This is a genomic window from Methylobacterium sp. SyP6R, from assembly GCF_019216885.1.
Classification (GTDB): Bacteria; Pseudomonadota; Alphaproteobacteria; order Rhizobiales; family Beijerinckiaceae; genus Methylobacterium.
In genome coordinates this window covers 1679399-1699322 of sequence record NZ_JAAQRC020000001.1, presented here as the reverse complement: position 1 = coordinate 1699322, position 19924 = coordinate 1679399, and the positions used below count along the sequence as shown (strand labels likewise).

18 protein-coding genes are annotated in these 19924 nt (G+C 72.0%); 9 read left to right on the top strand and 9 right to left on the bottom strand.

Annotated elements, in window-relative coordinates; all coding sequences use genetic code 11:
• Nucleotide 1: 1 nt before the first annotated feature.
• The 4 genes from HBB12_RS07800 to HBB12_RS07785 form a co-directional block, all read right to left on the bottom strand.
• Nucleotides 2-436 carry a GlcG/HbpS family heme-binding protein gene (locus tag HBB12_RS07800; RefSeq protein ID WP_236988822.1) on the bottom strand — a complete coding sequence of 145 codons (435 nt, stop codon included), beginning with the start codon at nt 434-436 and terminating at the stop codon, nt 2-4.
• A gap of 108 nt (nt 437-544) precedes the next feature.
• Nucleotides 545-1408, bottom strand: coding sequence for a formyltetrahydrofolate deformylase (gene purU, locus HBB12_RS07795; protein WP_236988821.1), 864 nt, complete (start codon nt 1406-1408; stop codon nt 545-547).
• A 67-nt stretch (nt 1409-1475) separates the two neighbouring features.
• Entirely contained in the window at nt 1476-2096 is a 621-nt protein-coding gene (locus tag HBB12_RS07790; RefSeq protein WP_236988820.1) for a class I SAM-dependent methyltransferase, read from the bottom strand.
• Entirely contained in the window at nt 2093-3961 is a 1869-nt protein-coding gene (locus tag HBB12_RS07785; RefSeq protein WP_236988819.1) for an ABC-F family ATP-binding cassette domain-containing protein, read from the bottom strand. The genes HBB12_RS07790 and HBB12_RS07785 overlap by 4 nt, the downstream gene beginning before the upstream one ends.
• Nucleotides 3962-4076: 115 nt before the next feature.
• On the opposite strand from HBB12_RS07785, the gene HBB12_RS07780 reads away from it, so the two are divergent.
• Both HBB12_RS07780 and HBB12_RS07775 read left to right on the top strand, forming a co-directional pair.
• Complete coding sequence (locus tag HBB12_RS07780; RefSeq protein WP_236988818.1) at nt 4077-5408, top strand: nucleotide sugar dehydrogenase; 1332 nt, start codon at nt 4077-4079, stop codon at nt 5406-5408.
• Nucleotides 5409-5535: 127 nt separating this feature from the next.
• A complete protein-coding gene (locus HBB12_RS07775) occupies nt 5536-6222 on the top strand; it encodes a Crp/Fnr family transcriptional regulator (RefSeq protein ID WP_048464215.1) in 687 nt (228 codons plus the stop codon).
• Nucleotides 6223-6265: 43 nt separating this feature from the next.
• On the opposite strand, the gene HBB12_RS07770 is transcribed toward HBB12_RS07775, so the two are convergent.
• From HBB12_RS07770 to HBB12_RS07760, 3 genes are read right to left on the bottom strand one after another with little or no spacing between them, the layout of a single operon-like run.
• Complete coding sequence (locus HBB12_RS07770) at nt 6266-7483, bottom strand: Zn-dependent hydrolase (RefSeq protein ID WP_236988817.1); 1218 nt, start codon at nt 7481-7483, stop codon at nt 6266-6268.
• An 8-nt stretch (nt 7484-7491) separates the two neighbouring features.
• Nucleotides 7492-8652 carry an amidohydrolase gene (locus HBB12_RS07765; protein WP_236988816.1) on the bottom strand — a complete coding sequence of 387 codons (1161 nt, stop codon included), beginning with the start codon at nt 8650-8652 and terminating at the stop codon, nt 7492-7494.
• Complete coding sequence (locus HBB12_RS07760; protein ID WP_236988815.1) at nt 8649-9764, bottom strand: pyridoxal-phosphate dependent enzyme; 1116 nt, start codon at nt 9762-9764, stop codon at nt 8649-8651. Before HBB12_RS07760 ends, HBB12_RS07765 begins: the two co-directional genes overlap by 4 nt.
• A gap of 83 nt (nt 9765-9847) precedes the next feature.
• Here HBB12_RS07760 and HBB12_RS07755 point away from each other — a divergent pair, with 83 nt between their 5' ends.
• Nucleotides 9848-10303 (top strand): Lrp/AsnC family transcriptional regulator, encoded by a 456-nt coding sequence (locus tag HBB12_RS07755; protein WP_236988814.1) that lies wholly within the window; start codon nt 9848-9850, stop codon nt 10301-10303.
• A gap of 74 nt (nt 10304-10377) precedes the next feature.
• On the opposite strand, the gene HBB12_RS07750 is transcribed toward HBB12_RS07755, so the two are convergent.
• Complete coding sequence (locus HBB12_RS07750) at nt 10378-11640, bottom strand: alpha/beta hydrolase (RefSeq protein WP_236988813.1); 1263 nt, start codon at nt 11638-11640, stop codon at nt 10378-10380.
• A 222-nt stretch (nt 11641-11862) separates the two neighbouring features.
• Here HBB12_RS07750 and HBB12_RS07745 point away from each other — a divergent pair, with 222 nt between their 5' ends.
• Nucleotides 11863-12873 carry an NAD-dependent epimerase/dehydratase family protein gene (locus tag HBB12_RS07745; protein WP_236988812.1) on the top strand — a complete coding sequence of 337 codons (1011 nt, stop codon included), beginning with the start codon at nt 11863-11865 and terminating at the stop codon, nt 12871-12873.
• On the opposite strand, the gene HBB12_RS07740 is transcribed toward HBB12_RS07745, so the two are convergent.
• Complete coding sequence (locus HBB12_RS07740) at nt 12813-13445, bottom strand: TetR/AcrR family transcriptional regulator (protein ID WP_236988811.1); 633 nt, start codon at nt 13443-13445, stop codon at nt 12813-12815. The two genes, HBB12_RS07745 and HBB12_RS07740, sit on opposite strands and share 61 nt — an antisense overlap.
• 199 nt (nt 13446-13644) lie before the next feature.
• Here HBB12_RS07740 and HBB12_RS07735 point away from each other — a divergent pair, with 199 nt between their 5' ends.
• The 5 genes from HBB12_RS07735 (at nt 13645) to HBB12_RS07715 (ending at nt 19907) form a co-directional block, all read left to right on the top strand.
• Entirely contained in the window at nt 13645-14889 is a 1245-nt protein-coding gene (locus HBB12_RS07735) for an HlyD family secretion protein (protein WP_236988810.1), read from the top strand.
• A gap of 116 nt (nt 14890-15005) precedes the next feature.
• The gene (locus HBB12_RS07730) at nt 15006-16568 is read left to right on the top strand and encodes a DHA2 family efflux MFS transporter permease subunit (RefSeq protein WP_236988809.1); all 1563 of its coding nucleotides are present in this window, start codon (nt 15006-15008) and stop codon (nt 16566-16568) included.
• 540 nt (nt 16569-17108) lie between these two features.
• Nucleotides 17109-18218 carry an ABC transporter ATP-binding protein gene (locus HBB12_RS07725; RefSeq protein WP_236988808.1) on the top strand — a complete coding sequence of 370 codons (1110 nt, stop codon included), beginning with the start codon at nt 17109-17111 and terminating at the stop codon, nt 18216-18218.
• On the top strand, nt 18215-19126 hold the full coding sequence (locus HBB12_RS07720) for an ABC transporter permease (RefSeq protein WP_236988807.1): 912 nt from the start codon (nt 18215-18217) through the stop codon (nt 19124-19126). Before HBB12_RS07725 ends, HBB12_RS07720 begins: the two co-directional genes overlap by 4 nt.
• 1 nt (nt 19127) lies before the next feature.
• Complete coding sequence (locus tag HBB12_RS07715) at nt 19128-19907, top strand: ABC transporter permease (RefSeq protein WP_236988806.1); 780 nt, start codon at nt 19128-19130, stop codon at nt 19905-19907.
• The last annotated feature ends 17 nt before the right edge of the window (nt 19908-19924 follow it).

Here is a 19924-nt window from a genome sequence, read left to right as displayed (position 1 = left end):
CTCAGGCGCCGGTCTCGGCCTGGAGCCCGGCGGCGGCGATGCCGGCGAGCGCGGCCTTCTCGTCGTTGTCGGAGGTGTCGCCCGAGATGCCGACGGCGCCGACGAGTTGGCCGTCGCGCTTGATCAGCACGCCGCCCGGGACCGGGATCAGGCCGGCCGGCCCCGCCACATGGGTCACTGCGGCAACGAAATAGGCCTGCTCCTCTGCGCGCTTCGCGATGGCCCGCGAGCCGATGCCGAGCGCCAGCGCCCCGTTGGCCTTGCCGGTGGCGATCTCGGCGCGCTTGAGGCTGGTCCCGTCCTCCACGCAAGCCGCCTTGAGGGCGCCGCGGGTATCCAGCACCACCACCGCCAGGGGCTTGAGCCCGAGCTCGCGGCCGGCCTTGAGGGCGGCGGTCACGATGGTCGAGGCGGCGTCGAGGGTGAGGTCGGACATGGTCGCGGAACTCCGGATCAGGGCACGAGCGGCTCCCCGCTCGGGTCGTGACCCGGGCTTACCCGCCGGCGCGGGCGGCGCCAAGCGCGGCGACCTCGCCCGATGCCCTCAATCGGTGAACACCACCGTCTTGCGGCCGTTGGCGATCACCCGGTCCTCCAGCACGTAGCGCACGGCGCGGGCGAGCACCCGGCGCTCGATGTCGCGGCCCTTGCGCACGAGATCCTCGGGGGTGTCGCGGTGCGAGATGCGTTCGACGTCCTGCTCGATGATCGGCCCCTCGTCGAGGTCGCCGGTGACGAGGTGCGAGGTGGCGCCGATCAGCTTCACGCCGCGCTCGTGGGCCTGGTGGTAGGGCTTGGCGCCCTTGAAGCCGGGCAGGAACGAGTGGTGGATGTTGATGCAGCGGCCCGAGAGCTTGTGCGAGAGGTCGTCCGACAGGATCTGCATGTAGCGGGCGAGCACCACCAGCTCGGCGCCGGTCTCCTCGACGAGGCGCCACAGGGCGGCCTCCTGCTGCGGCTTGGTGTCCGGCGTGATCGGCAGGTGGTGGAACGGGATTCCGGCGAGATCCGCGGCGCCGTAGATCTCCCGCGGGTAGTTCGAGACGACCGCGCAGACCTCCATCGGCAGCTCGCCGATGCGCCAGCGGTAGAGGAGGTCGTTGAGGCAATGGTCGAAGCGGGAGACGAGCAGCATCACGCGGCGCCGCTCGGCCCGGTCGCGCAAGGTCCAGTCCATCCCGAACCGCGCCGCCACCGCCTCGAAGCCCGCGGCCAGCGCGTCCCGCCCCGGCCCGGCCCCGACCGGGTTGAACACGATCCGCATGAAGAAGCGGCCGGTCTCGACGTCGTCGAATTGCTGCGCGTCGAGGATGTTGCAGCCGGCCTCGAACAGGTAGGCCGAGACGCCGGCGACGATCCCCGGGACGTTGGTGCAGGAGAGGGAGAGGACGTAGGAGGGGGTGGTCATGGGTACCCGGGCCGGAAACGAGAATCGGCCCACGCCCTAGGCGATCGCCCCGGGCGCGTGAAGCCCCTTACGCCTCGTCCCGGACGAAGGCGACCCGGTCCCAGGTCACGCCGGGGCGCCCGAGCTGGGCATCCTCGTCGGTCCGGCACAGGAGGCAGCGCAGGCCGTATCCCCGAGCGAGGTCGATCGTCTCGGCGGCCGACACGTCGAACATCCGGCGCCCCGGCGGCACCGGGCCGTGGCGCAGCGACAGCGCCATCACGCCGCCCACCCGCACCAGGGCGGCGAGGCGCGGCATGGCGCGGTGGCGCTCGGCCTCGTCGAGATGCATCCAGACGGCGGTGAGCATCACGACGTCGAAGGCCTCGCGACGACCGGAGAGGGCGGCGAGGTCCGGCAGGCCGTCATCCAGCCAGTCGATCGACGGGGAGGGGTGCAGGGCCACCGCCTGCCGGCGCAGCTCGGCCGTCGGTTCGACGGCGGTCACCCGGTAGCCGAGGGCGGCGAAGCCCGCGGCATCCCGCCCGGTCCCGGCGCCGATGTCGAGGATATGGGCCGGCGGCGCGGGGAGCAGCGGCAGGATCGCCGCGTGGATCTCCGAAAAGGCGATGCTCTCGTATTGCGAGACCAGCCGCTCGGCCTCGGCGGCGTAGCCGGCCGTACCCCGGGGAGCGCTGCCGTCCGTCACGCCTCCGCCTCCAGTTCGCCGCTCACCTCCAGCCACTCCTCCTCGGCGCTGCCCAAGGCCGCGGCGGCCTCGGCCCGCATGCGGGCGAGCTCGCCGGCCTTGGCGGCGTCGGTGCGGAAGGCGGTGCCGTCGGCGAGCGCCGCGTCGATCTTGGCGATGGCGGCGGAGAGCTTGGCCATCCGCGCCTCCACCGCCTCGAGCTTGCGGCGCAACGGGGCGAGCGCCGCCCGGCGCTCGGCGTTGGAGCGGCGCTCGACCGCCTTGGCGCCGCCGGTCGAGTCCGGCGTCTTCGCGGTCTCCGTCTCCGGGCCGGCGAGAACCAGGCGACGGTAATCGTCCATGTCGCCGTCGAAGGGCTTCACGGTGCCGTTGCGCACCAGCCACAGCCTGTCGGCGCAGGCCTCGACCAGGAAGCGATCGTGGCTCACCAGGATCACCGCGCCCTCGTAGTCGTTGATCGCCTCGACCAGCGCCTGGCGGCTCTCGATGTCGAGGTGGTTGGTCGGCTCGTCGAGGATCAGGAGATGCGGGCCGTTGAAGGCGGCCAAACCCATCAGCAGCCGCGCCTTCTCGCCGCCGGAGAGCTGCGAGACCGGGGTGTCGGCCTTGTGGCCGGGAAATCCCAGGCGCGCCGCCGCGGCGCGCGCACGCGCTTCCGGCACGTCCGGCATCAGGTCGCGGACATGGGCATAGGCGCTCTCGGCCGGGCGCAATTCGTCGAGCTGGTGCTGGGCGAAGTAGGCGACGTTCATCTTGCCCCAGCGCCGCACCTCGCCCGAGAGCGGGTCGAGCCGGCCGCCGATGAGCTTGCAGAAGGTCGACTTGCCGTTGCCGTTGGCCCCGAGCAAGGCCACCCGGTCGTCGGGGGCGAGCGTCAGGTTGAGGCCGGTCAGCACCGTGCGGTCGGGATAGCCGGCCTGGACCCGCTCCATCGCGACGAGCGGCGGCGACAGGGCGCGCTCCGGGCTCGGCAGGTGAATCACCGGCACGTCGTCCTCGATGAGCGCGGCGATCGGCTCCATCTTCGCGAGCCGCTTCATCCGCGACTGGGCCTGGCGCGCCTTGGTCGCCTTGGCCTTGAAGCGGTCGACGAAGCTCTGGAGATGGGCGCGCTCGGCTTCCTGCTTCACCCGGGCCTTGGCCTGGAGCATGCGCTTCTCGGCGAGCTGGCGGGCGAACGAGGTGTAGCCGCCGCGATAGAGCGTGAGCTTGCCGCGATCGAGGTGGAGGATGTGGTCGACGGAGGTATCGAGCAGGTCCCGGTCGTGGCTGATGATCAGCGCGGTGCGGGGATAGCGCTCGAGGTAGTCGTAGAGCCAGAGCGTGCCCTCGATGTCGAGGTAGTTGGTCGGCTCGTCGAGGAGCAGCAGGTCCGGCTCGGAGAACAGCACCGCGGCGAGCGCCACCCGCATCCGCCAGCCGCCGGAGAAGTCGGAGCAGGGCCGGGCTTGCGCCTCGGCGTCGAAGCCGAGGCCGTGCAGGATCGCGGCGGCCCGGGCCGGGGCCGAATGGGCGTCGATGTCGACGAGCCGGGTCTCGATCTCGGCCCGGCGCAAGCCGTCGGCGGTCTCGGCCTCCTGCATGAGGCGCGTGCGCTCGGTATCGGCTGCGAGCACCACCGCGTGCAGGGTCTCGGGGCCGGCCGGCGCCTCCTGCGCGACACCGCCGATCCGGGTGCCCTTCGGCAGGCCGATCGCGCCGCCTTCCGTGGGGATCTCGCCCTGGATGATCCGGAACAGGGTGGTCTTGCCGGCGCCGTTGCGCCCGACGATCCCGACCCGCGCCCGCTCGGGCAGGGCGAAGCCGGCATGGTCGAGGATCAGGCGGTCGCCGATCCGGTAGGTGAGGTCGTTCACGCGGAGCATGGCGGCGTTGTGGGGGCGGCGGGCGCGGGAGGCAAGGGGCGGGAGCCTCCGTGTTGACAGCGCCGCCCCACGCACCGTGTAAGCGGAAGCCATGATGCCTGAGCCCGGACCCGCGATGACGTCCCTTTCCGAGACCTTGAGCCGGCTCCTGTCGGAGCGCCGGGCCCTGATCGGCATCGTCGGCCTCGGCTATGTCGGGCTGCCGCTGGCGCTCGCCGCGCTCCGGGCCGGCTTCTCGGTGCTCGGCTTCGACGTCGATCCCGGCCGCGTCGCGGCCCTCAACCGGGGCGAGGGGGCGTTCCACCACATCCCGGGCGAGGCCTTGGGAGCAGCGGTGGCGGCGGGCACCTTCCAGGCCACCGGCGACATGGCGCGTTTGTCCGAGCCCGACGCGGTGCTGATCTGCGTGCCGACGCCGCTCACCCGCCACCGCGAGCCGGACCTCACCTACGTCGAGGCCACCGCCCGGGCCATCGCCGCACGCTTGCGCCCGGGCCAGCTCGTGGTGCTCGAATCGACCACCTATCCGGGCACCACCGAGGAGGTGATGCGGCCGATCCTGGAGGCGGGGGGCCTGCGCTCGGGCACCGACTTCTTCCTCGCCTATTCGCCGGAGCGCGAGGATCCGGGCAACGGCGAGTTCGACACCGCCCGCATCCCCAAGGTGGTGGGGGCGGACGACGATGCCGCCCGGACCCTGGCGGAGGCGCTCTACGGCGCACTGGTGGTGCGCACCGTGCCGGTCTCCTCGGCGGCGGCCGCGGAGGCCGTGAAGCTCACGGAAAACATCTTCCGCTCGGTCAACATCGCCCTCGTGAACGAATTGAAGCTCGTCTACGACGCGATGGGGATCGACGTCTGGGAGGTGATCCAGGCCGCGGCCACCAAGCCCTTCGGCTTCATGCCGTTCCAGCCCGGGCCGGGCTTAGGCGGCCACTGCATCCCGATCGACCCGTTCTATCTCGCCTGGAAGGCGCGGGAATTCGACGTGCCGGCCCGGTTCGTGGAACTGGCCGGGGAGGTCAACACCCGGATGCCCTACCATGTGGTCGAGCGCCTGGCGGCCGCCGTCGACCGCACGGGCCGGGCCTTCTCGGGCGCGACGGTGCTGGTCCTCGGGCTCGCCTACAAGCGCAACGTCGAGGATACCCGCGAGAGCCCGGCGCTGAAGCTGATCCGGCTGATCGAGGCGCGCGGCGCCCGGGCGCTCTACCACGACCCCCTGGTGCCGGTGCTGCCGGCGACCCGCGAGCACCCGGAGCTCGCCGGGCGGGTCTCGCAGCCCCTCGACCCCGGGACCCTGCGGGCGGTCGACGCGGTGCTGATCGCCACCGACCATGACGGCGTCGATTACGGGCTGGTGGCGCGCGAAGCCCGCCTCGTCGTCGACACCCGCAACGTCATGGCGCGCCATGGTCTCACAGGCGCGACGATCGTGAAGGCGTAATGTTGGGAAAACCCCCGGCGTCACCGGCACATGACCCCGGCGGGAGCCCTCCGGACCCTGGCGAGCGGGGCCGCGCCGGGCTAAGACCAGCGGGCAACAACCGCATCCGCGGGGTCGAGGGCAACAGATGGGTCGGCTCGCAGGGTTTCCCTTCTTCAAGGATGCGGGCGTCGACCTGACCTCCTACGAATCGCGCTGCATCTGGCGCCGGTTCGACGCCAACGAGATCCTGGTCGACTTCGACGACGCCTCGACCGACGTCTACCTCCTGGCCTCCGGCGAGGTGCGGATCCTCAACCGGACGCAATCCGGCAAGGAGGTGATCCTGGGCGAGATGCGGGCCGGCGAGTTCTTCGGCGAGCTTGCCGCCATCGACGGGGTCAGCCGCTCGGCCAACGTCACGGCGCTCACCCGCGGCGAGCTCTGCGTGGTGCCGGCCGCGGTGTTCCGCGAGATCGTCTTCGCCGCGCCCCCGATCGCCGACCGGCTGCTGCGGCTCCTCGCCAAGCGGGTGCGGATGCTCAACGCCCGGCTGATGGAGCACGCCGTCCTCGACCTGCGCCACCGCCTCTACGCGGAGTTGCTGCGCCTCTCGACACCCCGGCCCGGCACCGACGGCGAGCGCGCGGTGAGCCCGCCGCCCTACCACCACGTGCTCGCCGCCCGCATCGGCTGCCGCCGCGAGCAGGTGACGCGGGAATTCACCGTGATGGCCCAGGAAGGCCTCGTCGACCGCACCCGCGGCGCGCTGATCCTGCGCCGGCCGGACATTCTGGAGGCGCGGGTGGCGGAGGCGTTGCGGGAAGACTCGTAAGCGGCGTCCTGCGGACGGCACGACGCGCCGGATCAGGCGCCGCTCACAGGCCCCGCACCACGTCGAGCAGCACCTCGGCCCCGGCGACGAGATCGGCATCCGCGGTGCGCTCGGCCGGGTTGTGGCTGATGCCTCCGACGCTCGGCACGAAGATCATCGCGGCGGGGCAGAGCCGGGCCATCATCTGGGCGTCGTGGCCGGCCCCCGAGGTCATGCGGCGGACCGAGAGACCGCGGACCCGCGCCGCCGCCTCGATCGCCCGGACGATGCCGGCATCGAAGCTCACCGGGTCGAACCGGGCGAGGCGGCGGACCGTGACCGTCACGTCCTCCTCCCGCGCGAGAGCCTCGAGCCGCGCCGCCAGGTCGGCCTCGAAACCGGCAAGGCGCACCGCATCCGGATCGCGCAGGTCGATGGTGAGGATCGCGCGGGCCGGGATCACGTTGATCGCGTCCGGCTCCAGGCGCAGGCGCCCGACGGTGGCGACGCTGCGGCCGTTGCCGGCGCGCGCCCGCGCCCTCAGCCAGGCCACCAGCAGGGCCGCCGCGACGCCGGCATCCCGGCGTAAGCACATCGGGGTGGTGCCGGCGTGGTTGGCCGCGCCCTCGATCGTGACCTCCTGCCAGGAGATGCCCTGCAGGTCCTCGACCGCGCCGATCGCCAGCCCCTCCCGCTCCAGCACCGGCCCCTGCTCGACGTGCAGCTCGACGTAAGCATGGGGATGCAGAAAGCCCGGCGCCTCGGGCCCGGCATAGCCGATGCGGGCCAGCTCCTCGCCGAGCACCGTGCCATCGGTGCCGACCGTGGCGAGCGCCGCCTCGACGGGCAAGCCGCCGGCATAGACCAGCGAGCCCATCATGTCGGGGGCGTAGCGCACGCCCTCCTCGTTGGTGAAGGCCGCGAGCGCGAGCGGCCGCTTCGGGATCCGCCCGGCCTCGCGCAGGGCCTCGATGACTGAGAGGCCGGCCAGCACCCCGGTGCAGCCGTCATAGGCTCCGGCATCGATCACCGTGTCGATATGCGAGCCCATCATCACCGGCCGCGCGCCGGTGCCGGCCGGATCCCACAGCCCGATCAGGTTGCCGATCCCGTCGACCCGCACCGCCAATCCGGCCTCGCGCATCCAGCCGGCGACCAGGTCGCGCCCGGCCCGGTCGGCCTCCGAGGCCGCGAGCCGGGTCAGCCGGCCCTGCCCGTCACGACCGACCTGCGCGAGGGCGGAGAGGCGGCCGAGGAAGCGGGCGGCGTCGATCGCGGGCATCCGGGACCTCATGACGAGACGGGCAGGCGGCGGCGGACCAGGGCGACGTGATACGCGACGCCGAAGGGCAGGGCGGCATCGTTGAAATCGAAGGTCGGGTTGTGGAGCGGCGCCGACTCCTCGCCGTTGCCGAGGAAGACGAAGCAGCCCGGCACATGCGCGAGGAAGCGGGCGAAATCCTCCGATCCGGTCATCGGCGCCCGCGCGACGGCGGCGTTGTGCGGCCCGAGCGCGTCCGCGGCGGCGGCGAGCGCCTGCTGCGTCAGGGCGGGATCGTTGAGGAGCGGGATGAATTCGCGGGCGTACCCGACCTCGGCCGTAACGCCGTAGGCCCGGGCCGTTCCCTCGGCGATCAGGCGCATCTGCCGCTCGATCTCGGCGCTGATCTCGGGGCGGACGCTGCGCGCATCGCCGAGGATCCGCGCCCGGCCGGGCAGGGCGTTGCGGGTGCCGTCGGTGATCAGCTCCGTCACCGAGACGACCCCGATCTCGGCCGGATCGAGGCGGCGCGACACGATCGTCTGCAACGACATGACCGTGGCGCAAGCCGCGACCAGGACCTCGCTGCCGGTCTGCGGCCGGGCGGCGTGGCCGCCGACGCCCGCGAGCACGATCTCGAAATTGTCCTCCGCCGCCATGATCGGCCCGGGGCGGGTCTCGAGGCGGCCGATGCCCAGACCGGGCATATTGTGGAGACCGTGGATCTCGTCGAAGGGGAACCGCTCCATCAGGCCGTCGCCGAGCATGGCCAGGGCGCCGCGGCCCCATTCCTCGGCGGGCTGGAACACGAACCGCACCGCCCCGTCGAAGCCGCCCTCGGTGGCGAGGAGCCGGGCGGCGCCGAGCAGCATCGCCGTGTGGCCGTCATGGCCGCAGGCATGCATGGTGCCGTCGACCCGCGAGCGGTGGGGATGCGTGCCCTGCTCCTGGATGCGCAGGGCGTCCATGTCGGCGCGCAGAGCGATGACCCGGGTGCCGCTGCCGCGCCGGAGCGTGCCGACCACGCCGGTGCCGCCGATCCCCTCGGCGACGTCGAGGCCGAACTCCCGCAGGCGCGCCGCCACGAAGGCGGCGGTGCGCCGCTCCTCGAACCCGAATTCGGGATGGGCGTGGAGGTCGCGGCGCCAGGCGACCATGTCTTGCGCGAGGGCGGGGTCGATCACCGTCATGCCTCCTCCACGGACTCTCGCACGGCCTCTCGCACGGCCTCTTGCACGACCTCTTGCAGAGCCGCTTCGGTGACGAGGACGAGCACGCGGCTCTCCCGGTCGAGGCGGAACTCCGCCGCCCGGGCCGGATCGGCCAGCGCGGCCACGAGGCCGGCGAGGCCCGCCGCGCCGGACGGCGTCGTCGCGGGGCCGCCCGCCTCGGCGAGGATCTTTGGGGCCTGCATCAGTTCGGCCTCGGTGACGGTCGCGGCCTTGGTGCCGTGGCGCCGCAGGAGCGTGAGCGCCGGTGCGCTCGCCTCGCCGCAGGACAGCATCTCGGCCGTCGTGTGGAGATCGCCCGGCACCCGGACCGGATGGCCGGCGGCGAGCGCCGGGGCGAGGCAGGCCGCCTGCTCGGGCTCCACCGCCACGACGAGGCCCGGGGGGCCGAGCCAGCCGGCCAGGCCCTCGGCCATCGCGGCGGCCAGCCCCCCGACGCCGGCCTGGACGAAGAGGTGGGTCGGGCGGTCGCCCCCGGCCTGGTCGCGGATCTCCGCCGCCATCACGCCGTAGCCGGCCATGACGTCCCGGACGGTCGGGTCGGAGGGATCGTCGGTGGTGTCGGCGACGAGGAGGCCGGCCCCCATGCGGGACGCCATGGCCGCCGCCTCGACCGCATCGTCGTAGGTTCCGGCGACCCGGACGATCTCGGCGCCCTCGTCGCGGATGCGCCGCGCCCGCCACGGCGGCACGCCCGCATGCAGGAAGACCCGGGCCGGGGCCCCGGCGAACCGCGCCGCCGCGGCGACCGCGAGGCCGTGATTGCCGTCGCTGGCGCAGATCAGCGCCGGCTGCCCGGCGGGCCGCGCGGCCAGGAGATCGGCCGGGCTCGTCCCGGCGGCGCGGGCGAGCGCCATGAGGCCGGCATAGGTGCCCCCCAGCGACTTGAAGCTGCCGAGCGTCCGGACGCTCTCGTCCTTGGCGAGGACCTGTGCCACGCCGAGTGTGCGGGCGAGCGCCGGCAGGGTGCGCAGCGGCGTCGGCGCGTAGGCCGGATCGAGCCCGCGCAGGAAGGCGGCGATGGCATCGGGCGAGGAGGCCGGGCGAGGGCGGGAGGAAGCGGTGTCGGTCATGTCCCGATCATGCCGCGGACCGGTGCCGTTTGGCGCCGAAACGGTGCTAGCCTGCGGCGGTTTTCGCCGTTATCGGGCGCGTCATGCCGGAAACCGTCACCCTCGACCGCTTCGACCGCGCCTTGCTCGCCGAGGTCCAGGCCGACACCCTGACCCCGGCGCGGATCCTGGCCGAGCGGGTCGGCCTGTCCGAGAGCGCGGTGCTGCGCCGCCTGCGGCGGCTGCGCCAGGCGGGCGTCATCGTCGCCGACGTGGCGGTGGTGCATCCCGCGGTGCTCGGCACGCCGCTCTGCCTGCACGTGCTGGTCTCGCTGGAGCGCGAGACCTCCGACCGGCTCGACGCCTTCGTGCGCATCTTGCGCGCGCGGCCCGAGGTGCGGGCGGCGTGGTACGTGACCGGCGAGGCCGATTTCGTGCTCGAGCTGCGCCTGCCCGGCATGGCCGAGTACGAGGCCTTCACCCGCGCGGTGTTCCACGACGACCCGAACGTGCGGGCGTTCCGCACGCTGGTGGCGATGCGGCAGGTGATCGGGGTTTGACGATCGGGGTCCGACGATCTCGATGACGGTGGCCCGCGACCGTTCCCGGCCGGAATGGAGGACCACGCGAGACGTCAGCGGGGCGAGGGTGTCCCGAGGCCGTCGAGGTAGCGCCCGACGGGCTCCTGCCACAGGTCGCGATACCAGCCGACCGCGTGGCCGACCCGGCCCGGCACGTCGAAGGTCAGGAACTCGCCGGTGCCGCCGGCGGCGCGAAACGCATCGAAGCTTCGGCGGCTGTGGGCGATGGAAAAATAGGCGTCGTGACGGCCGTAGAGCCAGAGGGTCGGGCCCGGGAAGGCGGCGCCGCTGCGCAGCAGGGTCGCGTTGACCTCGGCGGCGCTGGCGCAGGCCTCGCCGAGCCAGCCGCCGACGAAGTTCAGGACGCCGCGGACGAGGTCCGGGTGCCGTCCCGCGAAGGCGATTGCCAGGGCGCCGCCCCGCGACTGGCCACCGATCAGGATCGGCCCCGGGGCGACGTCGTCCCGACGCCGCAGGGCCGCCGCAGCGGCCTCGACATCGGCCAGCGCCCGCTCCGCGCCTGCAAGCGCGATCGGCGCATCGCAGGTATAGCCCTTGCTCCGGTCGGGATCGAACCCCTCGTCGTAGAGGCCACCCGACCGGCCGCGCCCGCGCCGCTGCGGAAATGCCACCATCCACCCCCGGCGGACCAGATCGTCGGCGAGGGGAAAGGCGACGTAGGTCCGGGTGAAGCTGGCGGGATCGCGCCCCAGGCCGGTCGAGCCGTGGTTGAAGACCAGGAGGGGAAACGGGCCCGGGCCGGGCGGCCGGAACACCGCAACCTCGAGTCGCGTGGGCGCGCCGTTCTCGACCGGGCCTTCGACGAAGGTCGTCTGCGGCTCCGACCAATCGAGGCCCTGCGCCGCGTCGGTCAGGTCGCTCAGGGCAACTCGGCGCATGCGGGCGTAATCCCGCACGGTATCGCGACGGTACGTCGCCTCCAGGGTATCCCCGTCGAGGATGTAGGTCGCCGGGGCGGAGCCTTCGAGCGTCAGCGTGTGGCCGGAGATCGTCGCCCGGCCGCGGCGCCACTGGCGCTCGATCCGAAACTCCGGGGCGGCGGCGAGGGCATAGACGACCTGGGCGCCCTGGCCGTCCGGATCGACGCGCTCGACGATCAGCACATGCGGGATGAGGCCGCTCCAAGTTCCAATCCAGGCGCCCAGAAAGGAGCTGGCCGGTCGCGGAACGGCATCCGGGACCGTGACGACCGATACGTCGTCCGGAAGCGGCACGCCGCGGATCTCGCCGGCCTGCGCGAAAGTTCCTCCCATGCACAGCCCCAGCAGGACGATGATGACCAATCGCCCGGACATGCGATCGCGGCTCCCGTGCCGAAATGCGAATGCGGCCTCTCGTATCTGGCGACATCTGGCGATCGGCGATTTCGGTCGTCGATTTTACATAAAGGCATGCATGCCGCAAGGTATGCGGGACTTCATCGTGCGGCGAGCCGCGCTTTGCTGCGGCGTATCCGAACGATCTCCGTCGCGTCGGCGGCGGATGGCACCGATCCAGCGACAAACCGGGAGCGGACCATGCGGTTGCTGGTGCTCGGCGGCACGCAATTCCTCGGGCGGACGATCGCGGCGCAGGCCGCCGCCCTCGGCCATGCCGTCACCTGTGCCGCGCGAGGCCTCTCGGGCACTGCTCCGCCGGGCACCCGCTTCGTCGCGATCGACCGCGACCGGCCGGACGGACTGGCGATCCTCGGGCGCGAGACCTTCGACGCGGCCGTGGACGTGGCGCGCGTGCCCAGCCAGGTCCGGCGGGCACTGGCAGCGCTTGGCGGCCGGATCGGGCACTGGACCTTCGTCTCCACGACGAGCGTCTATGCCGATACGCAGACGCGGGGGCAGCGCGCGGAGACGGCCCCGCTCCTCGCGCCGGCAGAAAACGGACCCTACGGCCCCGCCAAGGTCGCCTGCGAGCGGGCCTTCGACGAGACGGCCCTGATCTGCCGGGCGGGCCTGATCGTCGGGCCGGGCGACCCGACCGGACGCTTCGCCTACTGGATCGCCCGGCTCGCTCGGGGCGGGGAGGTGCTGGCGCCGTCAGCCCCCGAGGATCCGGTGCAGCTCATCGACGGGCGCGACCTCGCGGCCTGGATCGTCCGCGCGGCGGAACGCGGCCTCGCCGGACCATTCGACGCCGTCGCCCCATCCTGCACCCGCCGGACCGTCCTCGATCGATGCGCCGATGCCCTCGGCGCGACCTGCACCTATGCGTGGGTGGATCAGGCTTTCCTCGACCGCCACGGCGTCGGGCGCGAGTCGGGCCCGTTCTCCCTGCCGCTCCCGCTGCCGGACACGATCGGCGATGCCTCCCGCGACGTGTCAGCGACGCTCGCGGCAGGCTTGACGCCGCGCAGCCTGGAGGACACCGCCCGCGACACCCTACAGTGGCTGAAGGCCGGGAACGGCCCGGTCACGGGCCTGACGGCGGACGAGGAAGCCGCGCTCCTCGCCGCCTGGCACGCGGAGAAGCGCTACCGCCCCTCCGGCCCATACCCCGCCAGAAAAACCCGCACCGCCTCCGCCACCCAGTAGGTCGTCTCGGCCTCGGTCGGCGGGTCGCCGACGGAAAAGAGCAGGCGGCGCATCGTGGTGGCGGCGCAGAGGTCGAAGAAGTGGCGGGCGGCGAGGTCGGTGTCCATCGCGCGCAGGCGGCCGGCGGCGACCTGGGCGTCGAGATAGGCGCGCAGGCGGGTGCGGCCGAGCAGCGGTCCCGCCTCGTAGAACGCCCGGCCGAAGCGCGGGAATTTTTCCGCCGCGCCGATCACCATCCGCACCGAGGCGATGTGGTCGGGCCGCACCATCGCCTCCATCAGGCTGATGCCGAGGCGGCGCAAGACGGCGGCGATGTCGGGGTCGTCGTGGTCGAGGCGGCAGATGTTCTCCGCGAGCGTCCGCTTCTCCTCGACCGTCAGCGCCTCGAACAGGGCCTCCTTGCTCTCGAAATAGACGTAGAGCGTCCCCTTCGAGACGCCCGCCGCCTTGGCGATCGCCCCCATGCTGGCGCCGTCGAAGCCGCTGGCGAGAAAGACCTCGCGAGCCCCGTCCAGGATCTGGCGGCGCTTGTCGGTCTCGGCGGGGGGAGGGCTTAACGGAGCGTCGCTCATCGGAGTGCCATGGGGGCCTGCAGCCCAATGTGGGGGGTGAAGCGGCGGCGATCAATCGGGCTTGCGATCGGGCTTGTGCGGCGCACAGAGGATCGATTGACCGAACGGTTCGGTCAACGTAGTATCGCGACCGTTCGAGAGCCGTCAACCGATTCGGTCGATGGCGGAGGGGAGCTTCCCCGAGGACGGGTGACCGACGATGGCGTTCCGAGACGATTACGCGCAGGGCCGGCCCGCCGGCGAGGCGGCTGCCAAGGCCGCGCCGGCGAATGAGAAGGCCGCCCCCCAGGCGCCGGCCGCCGCGGCTCCGCCCGCGAAGCGCAAGCGCCCCTTGCGCCGCCTGGTCCTGCTCGCGCTGCTCCTCGGCGGCGGCACCTACGGGGCCATTGCGGGCCATGAGTGGTGGACCACCGGCCGCTTCTTCGTCACGACCGACGACGCCTACGTCCAGGCCGACATCTCGACGCTCGCCGCCAAGGTCTCGGGCTACCTCGAGGCGGTGCCGGTGGTGAACGGCCAGGCGGTCAAGGCCGGCGACGTCATCGCACGGATCGAGGACGGCGATTACCGCCTGGCGCTCAAGGCCGCCGAGGATAAGCTGGCGACGCAGGGCAGCGTCATCGCCCGCATCGGCCGCCAGGCCGAGGCCGCCCGCGCCCAGGTACTCCAGGGCCAGGCCCAGATCGACGCCGCCAAGGCCGACCAGGTCCGGGCCGCCGCCGATTACCAGCGCCAGCAGCAGCTCGCGCAATCCGAATTCGCCGCCAAGTCGCGCCTGGAGCAGTCGCGGGCCGACCGCGACCGGTCGGACGCCACCGTGAAGGGCGCCGAGGCCAACCTGATCGCGCTCAAGGCCAACGTCGCGGTGCTGGAGGCGCAGACCAAGGAGGCCGAGAACCTGGCCGCCGAGTTGCGCACCGCGGTCGACCGGGCCCGGCGCGACCTGTCCTTCACGGTTTTGCGCGCGCCCTTCGACGGGGTGATCGGCAACAAGGCGACGGAGGCCGGCGCCTATGTCGGGCCGGGCTCGCGCATCGCCGCGCTCGTGCCGCTCCAGAGCGCCCGAGTCGATGCCAACTTCAAGGAGACCCAGCTCGGCCGGGTCCGGGTCGGCCAGCCGGTCCATCTCCGGGTCGATGCCTGGCCCGACCGCGACATCCTCGGCACCGTCGAGAGCCTGTCGCCGGCCTCCGGCTCGGTGTTCAGCCTGCTGCCGCCCGACAACGCGACCGGCAACTTCACCAAGATCGTCCAGCGCCTGCCCGTCCGGGTGCGGGTGCCCGAGGAGGTCGCCCGCGAGGGCCTGCTGCGGCCGGGCCTCTCGGTGGTGGTGCGGGTCGATACCCGCGGTCTCGACGAGACGAAGCCGCCGGCCCCGATCGAGCCGCATCAGGCGGTGTCGGAGGGGAAGGGTTCGCCGGCAGTTCGTACGGCGGGGCGGTGAACCGGACATGGCGCGGGAGCCCCTCTCCCACACGGGAGAGGGGAGACGCGCTTTAGCATCATCTGAACGAGTCGAGCGGACTCGGCCATTTCTACAATCCAGCAGGCACCCACGACATGGCTGCGACCCCCGCGCCCGCCGACGCGCCGATCGACCGCCGCCGCATGGTGGCGTTCATCTGCATGGTGTTCGGGATGTTCATGGCGATCCTGGACATCCAGATCGTCTCGGCGTCCCTCGCCGAGATCCAGGCCGGCCTCTCGGCCTCGGCCGACGAGATCCCGTGGGTGCAGACGAGCTACCTCATCGCCGAGGTGATCTCGATCCCGCTGTCGGGCACCCTGTCGCGGGTGCTCTCGACCCGCTGGATGTTCGTGATCTCGGCCGGCGGCTTCACCCTGATGAGCCTGATGTGCGCCACCTCGTCGACGATCGGCGAGATGATCCTGTGGCGCGCCCTGCAGGGCTTCATCGGCGGCGGCATGATCCCGACGGTGTTCGCCTCCGCCTTCACGATCTTCCCGGCCTCGAAGCGCAGCATCGTCTCGCCGATGATCGGGCTCGTCGCGACGCTCGCCCCCACCATCGGCCCGACCGTCGGCGGCTACCTCACCGACCTGTTCGACTGGCACTGGCTGTTTCTCGTCAACATCGTGCCGGGCATCTTCGTCACCGTCTCGACCTACTTCCTGGTCGATTTCGACAAGCCGAACCTCGACCTGCTCAAGCGCTTCGACTGGGCCGGCCTCGGCCTGATGGCGGCGTTCCTCGGCTGCCTCGAATACGTGCTGGAGGAGGGACCGACCCACGACTGGTTCCAGGAGGAGGCGATCTTCGCCGCCGCCATCGTCTGCGCCATCGCCTGCATCGGCTTCTTCTGGCGGGCCTTCACCGCCGAGCAGCCGATCGTCGATCTTCGCGCCTTCTCCGACCGCAATTTCGCCGGCGGCTGCCTGTTCAGCTTCGTCATGGGCATCGGCCTCTACGGCCTGACCTACCTCTATCCGGTCTATCTCGGCCGGGTGCGCGGCTACTCGGCGCTCCAGATCGGCGAGACGATGTTCGTCTCAGGGCTGTGCATGTTCGCCACCGCGCCGATCGCCGGGCGCCTCTCGGCCAAGGTCGATCCGCGGATCATGATGGCGATCGGGTTCTCAGGGTTCGCCGCCGGCACCTGGATCGTCACCGGCATCACCAAGGACTGGGACTTTTACGAATTGCTGTGGCCGCAGATCCTGCGCGGCTGCTCGCTGATGCTGTGCATGATCCCGATCAACAACATCGCGCTCGGCACCCTGCCGCCGGCCCGGATGAAGAACGCGTCGGGCCTCTACAACCTCACCCGCAACCTCGGCGGCGCCGTCGGCCTCGCGCTGATCAACACCGCGCTCAACGACCGCTGGGACCTGCACCTCGCCCGCCTGCACGAGCGCTTCACCTGGACCAACCCGATGGTGCTGGAGCGCCTCGACAGCATGGCCAAGGGCTTTGCGGGGCTCGCCGGCAACCCGGACGCCATGGCGCTGAAGGCGATGATGAACACGGTCAGGATGCAGGGGCTCCTGATGAGCTTCTCCGACGTGTTCCTGATCCTGACCGCGCTGTTCGTGCTGATGGCCTGCGCCACGCCGATGATCCGCCGGCCGCGGCCCGGCGGGGCGGGGGCTGACGCGCATTAGAGCATGCTCCGACGAAGCGGATGCCGGTTCGTCGGAGAAAATGCGGCAAAATCAAGGATCTGGAGAGACTCGCGATTGCAACGCGATCGTGAGCTGCTCCAGGCGCGGGACCCGCACGAGAAAAGGCACCCCTGCCCGGATCGGGTAGGGGTGCCAAGTCCATGACACGTCTCGGGAGGAGATGCGGAGGCCACCCGGGTCGAAGGACGCAGCGGGCGGAATCAACGCGTGTCGATGACGAAATTACACCCGGGGTTCCGGTATCGACAAGTCGCCGTGGCCCTCGACCTTGGTCCGGGATGGGTGAGCCAGGGTTACATTTGCGTCACCTGCGCCGCTTCCGCCGGTCGCCCCCCGTCGCGCCACCGCCGGACGGACGCACCAACCCCTTGATGCGCCCGCCGTTTCGGCGGCGGACCAGGGCCCGCCCGGACAATCGCAGCCGGCGTCGACGATCCGGACGCGACCAACGGTCCTTCCCAGTCGGGCCCGACCCGCGATAAGTGTCGGTCTCCCGCCCGCCCGCGCCGCCCGGACGACGTGACGACGCCTCATCCCTCCACGACCTCGCCCGCTCCCGGCCGCCTCCGCTTCGAGGCGGTCTCGAAGCGCTTCGGCACCCATCTCGCCGTCGACGGCGTCGACCTCGACCTCGCCCCGGGCCGGGTCTTCTGCCTGCTCGGGCCGTCCGGCTGCGGCAAGTCCACGCTGCTGCGCCTGGTGGCCGGCTTCGAGGAGCCGAGTTCCGGCACGATCCGTCTCGACGGGCAGGATCTCGCCGGGGTGCCGCCGCACCGACGGCCGGTCAACATGATGTTCCAGTCCTACGCCCTGTTTCCGCACAAGGACGTGGCGGGGAACGTCGCCTACGGGCTGGAGCGGGAAGCCTTGGGCAAGGCGGAGGTCGCCGCCCGGGTCGCCGAGATGCTGCGCCTGGTCCAGCTCGATCCTTTGAGCGCCCGCCGGCCCGACCAGCTCTCCGGCGGCCAGCGCCAGCGGGTGGCACTCGCCCGGGCGCTGGCCAAGAGACCCCGTGTGCTGCTCCTCGACGAGCCCCTCGGCGCCCTCGACCGCGCCCTGCGGGAGGAGACGCAAGGGGAGCTGCGGGCCTTGCAGCGCCGGCTCGGCACCACCTTCGTGGTCGTCACCCACGACCCCGCCGAGGCGATGGTGCTCGCCGACCGCATCGGCGTGATGGCGGCGGGCCGGCTGGTCCAGGTGGGATCGGCGGCCGAGCTCTACGAGCGCCCGGCCACCCGCTACGTCGCGGGATTGCTCGGCGACGTGAACCTGATCGCGGGCCGGCTCGGGGAGGGCGGGGCGGGGGGCCTGCGCGATCTCGACACGCCCTATGGCCGCCTGATGGCGTTCGACCATCACGGCGCCGGGCCTGCCGGGGCGCCCGGCCTCCTGGCCCTGCGGCCCGAGCGCCTGACTCTCGCCGGGGAGGGCTTGGCCAACGAAGATCTGGCCGGCACGCTCCTCGACGCGACCTATCTCGGCGAAAAGATCCTCTACCGGGTCGGCCTCGCCGACGGGCGGGTCTTGCGCGCCTCGGGGCCGCCCGGGGCGGGTCCGGAGGTCGGCGCCCCGGTGCATCTCGCCTTCGTGCCCGAGGCCGCCTCGCTGCTGCCGGCGGAGGCGGCATGAGGGCGTCCTTGCGCGAGGCCCTGCGGCGCTTCGGCCTGCCGGCGGTTCCGCTCCTCTGGCTCACGGCCTTCTTCGGCCTGCCGTTCCTCGTCGTCGTCAAGATCAGCCTGTCGGACCCGGCAACCGCCCTGCCGCCCTATACCCCGGTGCTCGACTGGGATGCCGGGCTCGCCGGGTGGGCCGACCTGCTCGCCGCCCTCGACTTCGAGAATTACCGCACGCTGATCGCCGACCCGCTCTATCTCGCGGCGGGTCTGACCTCGCTGACGGTGGCACTCTGTGCCACGCTGCTCCTGATCCTCGTCGGGTACCCGATCGCCTACGCGATGGCGCGGGCGCCGAAGGCCTGGCAGCCGCTCCTCGTCGCCCTGATGGTGATCCCGTTCTGGACCAGCTTCCTGATCCGGGTCTATGCCTGGATCGCGATCCTGAAGGCCGACGGGCTGCTCAACCAGGCGCTGATGGCGCTCGGCCTGACGCACAGGCCGATCGAGATCCTCAATACCCCGGCGGCGGTGATGATCGGGGTGGTCTATGCCTACCTGCCGTTCATGGTGCTGCCGCTCTACGCGGTGCTCGAACGGCTCGACCGCGGCCTCGTCGAGGCCGCCCGCGACCTCGGGGCGAGCCGGCTTGCCGCCTTCCGCACCGTGACCCTGCCGCTGTCGTGGCCCGGCCTCGTCGCCGGCGCTCTCCTGTGCTTCATCCCGATCACCGGCGAGTTCATCATCCCGGACCTGCTCGGCGGGCCGGACACGCTGATGCTCGGGCGGGTCTTGTGGAGCGAGTTCTTCTCCAATCGCGACTGGCCGCTCGCCTCGGCGATCGCGGTGGTGCTGCTCGCGATCGTCGCCGGTCCGGTGGTGCTGTTCCGCGAGGCCGAGTCGCGCCGGCTGGAGCGGCCATAAGATGCACCGCGCCCATCCGCTCGCCTGGGCCGCCCTGGGTCTGGGCCTCGCCTTCCTGTACGGGCCGATCCTGCTGCTCGTCGTCTACTCGTTCAACGCCTCGCGCCTCGTCACGGTCTGGGCCGGGTTCTCGACGCGATGGTATGCCGGGCTCCTCGATAACGGCCCGCTGGTCGAATCCGCCCTCGTCACCCTCAAGGTCGCCCTCGCTTCGGCGAGCCTCGCGACCGTGCTCGGCACGCTGGCGGCCCTGGCGCTGGACGGGCGCCGGCGCTTCCCCGGCCGGCCGCTCCTCACCGGGCTCGTCTACGCCCCGATGGTCATGCCGGAGGTGATCACCGGCCTGTCCCTGCTGCTGCTCTTCGTGGGCTTGGGCGTTCCGCGCGGCGTCTGGACCATCGTGGTGGCGCATACGACCTTCACGCTCTGCTTCGTCGCCGTCGTGGTCCAGGCCCGCCTGCGCCATCTCGACCGCTCGCTGCTGGAGGCCGCGGCCGATCTCGGCGCCGCGCCCGTCACGGTATTCCGCACCGTGACCCTGCCGCTGATCGCCCCGGCGGTCGTCGCCGGCTTCCTCCTCGCCTTCACCCTGTCGATGGACGACCTCGTGATCGCGAGCTTCGTCTCGGGGCCGGGCGCCACCACCCTGCCGATGCGCCTCTACAGCCAGGTCCGCCTCGGCGTGACCCCGGAGATCAACGCGATCTCGACGCTGCTGATCGGGGCGGTGAGCCTGGCGGTGCTGGGGGCGTCGGTGCTGACGGCGCGGCGGGGGCGTTAGCCAGAGACGATCGATGC

Coding starts and splice junctions, on each gene's coding strand:
- HBB12_RS07800 (WP_236988822.1), bottom strand. CDS start 436: ATGTCCGACCTCACCCTCGACGCCGCCTCGACCATCGTGACCGCCGCC.
- purU (WP_236988821.1), bottom strand. CDS start 1,408: ATGACCACCCCCTCCTACGTCCTCTCCCTCTCCTGCACCAACGTCCCG.
- HBB12_RS07785 (WP_236988819.1), bottom strand. CDS start 3,961: ATGCTCCGCGTGAACGACCTCACCTACCGGATCGGCGACCGCCTGATC.
- HBB12_RS07780 (WP_236988818.1), top strand. CDS start 4,077: ATGACGTCCCTTTCCGAGACCTTGAGCCGGCTCCTGTCGGAGCGCCGG.
- HBB12_RS07775 (WP_048464215.1), top strand. CDS start 5,536: ATGGGTCGGCTCGCAGGGTTTCCCTTCTTCAAGGATGCGGGCGTCGAC.
- HBB12_RS07770 (WP_236988817.1), bottom strand. CDS start 7,483: ATGCCCGCGATCGACGCCGCCCGCTTCCTCGGCCGCCTCTCCGCCCTC.
- HBB12_RS07765 (WP_236988816.1), bottom strand. CDS start 8,652: ATGACGGTGATCGACCCCGCCCTCGCGCAAGACATGGTCGCCTGGCGC.
- HBB12_RS07760 (WP_236988815.1), bottom strand. CDS start 9,764: ATGACCGACACCGCTTCCTCCCGCCCTCGCCCGGCCTCCTCGCCCGAT.
- HBB12_RS07755 (WP_236988814.1), top strand. CDS start 9,848: ATGCCGGAAACCGTCACCCTCGACCGCTTCGACCGCGCCTTGCTCGCC.
- HBB12_RS07750 (WP_236988813.1), bottom strand. CDS start 11,640: ATGTCCGGGCGATTGGTCATCATCGTCCTGCTGGGGCTGTGCATGGGA.
- HBB12_RS07745 (WP_236988812.1), top strand. CDS start 11,863: ATGCGGTTGCTGGTGCTCGGCGGCACGCAATTCCTCGGGCGGACGATC.
- HBB12_RS07740 (WP_236988811.1), bottom strand. CDS start 13,445: ATGAGCGACGCTCCGTTAAGCCCTCCCCCCGCCGAGACCGACAAGCGC.
- HBB12_RS07735 (WP_236988810.1), top strand. CDS start 13,645: ATGGCGTTCCGAGACGATTACGCGCAGGGCCGGCCCGCCGGCGAGGCG.
- HBB12_RS07730 (WP_236988809.1), top strand. CDS start 15,006: ATGGCTGCGACCCCCGCGCCCGCCGACGCGCCGATCGACCGCCGCCGC.
- HBB12_RS07720 (WP_236988807.1), top strand. CDS start 18,215: ATGAGGGCGTCCTTGCGCGAGGCCCTGCGGCGCTTCGGCCTGCCGGCG.
- HBB12_RS07715 (WP_236988806.1), top strand. CDS start 19,128: ATGCACCGCGCCCATCCGCTCGCCTGGGCCGCCCTGGGTCTGGGCCTC.